This window comes from Ochrobactrum sp. C6C9, assembly GCF_022627935.1.
In the GTDB taxonomy this organism is placed as follows: domain Bacteria; phylum Pseudomonadota; class Alphaproteobacteria; order Rhizobiales; family Rhizobiaceae; genus Brucella; species Brucella teleogrylli.
Genome location: NZ_JABXGB010000087.1, coordinates 1 through 1,275, shown reverse-complemented (window position 1 = coordinate 1,275; position 1,275 = coordinate 1). Strand labels below are relative to the sequence as shown.

Genomic DNA, 1,275 nt, shown 5'->3' with positions numbered 1-1,275 from the left:
ATGTTCCCTTTTTGTTTCGAATGCTCTAGAAACCACGCATGGACATGTCAGCCGATTATCCGCGGTCCCGTGTTCAAAACCATTCATGCGTGACGAGGACATATGGCAGCGGCCCATCTGGAAAAACTGAATGATCGCCAGCGAGAAGCGGTCGAACATGGCGTCGCCATGCCGGATGGTACGATCGGCGGTCCACTTTTGATCATCGCGGGTGCTGGATCGGGCAAGACGAACACATTGGCGCATCGTGTGGCTCACCTGATCGTCAATGGCGCTGATCCGCGCCGGATATTGTTGATGACATTCTCGCGTCGCGCGGCGTCCGAAATGGCCAGGCGTGTCCAGCGTATCTGCAAACAAGTGCTTGGCGATCATTCGTCCGTCATGACGGACGCTCTGGCCTGGGCGGGAACATTTCATGGAATGGGCGCGCGTCTTTTGCGCATTTACGCCCAACAGATCGGGCTCAGCGCCGACTTTACCATTCATGACCGAGAAGACAGCGCCGATCTCATGAACCTCATTCGTCATGAACTGGGTTTCTCGAAAATGGAAAGCCGCTTTCCAACCAAGGGCACCTGTCTCGCAATCTATTCGCGGGTCGTCAATTCCGAGAGTACAATCGGCGTGGTGTTAAAGAATGCCTATCCTTTTGCCCTTGGTTGGGAAGAGCAGTTGAAACAGCTCTTTGCCGCCTATGTGGACGCCAAACAGCATCAAAATGTGCTCGATTATGATGATCTCCTGCTTTACTGGGCGCAGATGATGTCGGATGCCGCGCTTGCCGAGGATGTCGGTCATCGTTTCGACCATGTTCTGGTTGATGAATATCAGGACACAAACCGCCTTCAGGCATCGATCCTGTTGGCGCTGAAACCGAGCGGGCATGGTCTGACGGTTGTTGGTGATGATGCGCAGTCGATCTATTCCTTCCGCGCAGCAACCATTCACAACATCCTCGACTTTCCCAAGGAATTTTCTCCAAAGCCAGCCGACGTCATCACACTCGATCGCAATTATCGTTCAACACAGCCCATCCTTGCTGCCGCGAATGGAGTGATCAGTCTCGCCCGCGAACGGTTTACCAAGAACCTCTGGACCGATCGTCAATCGGAGCAACGGCCCATGCTTGTAACGGTTCGGGACGAGAGCGATCAGGCGAACTATATTGTCGAGCAGGTCCTGGCGAACCGTGAGGTGGGCGTCAGGCTCAAACAGCAGGCGGTGCTGTTTCGCACGTCGAGCCATAGTGGCGCTTTGGAAGTCGAACTTACC

Annotated in this window: 1 protein-coding gene; it reads left to right on the top strand. The window is 54.4% G+C overall.

Annotated elements, in window-relative coordinates:
• Positions 1 to 102: 102 nt before the first annotated feature.
• The coding region (locus HWD97_RS24150) for an ATP-dependent helicase (protein WP_371835795.1) at positions 103 to 1,275 on the top strand (1,173 nt) is incomplete at its 3' end.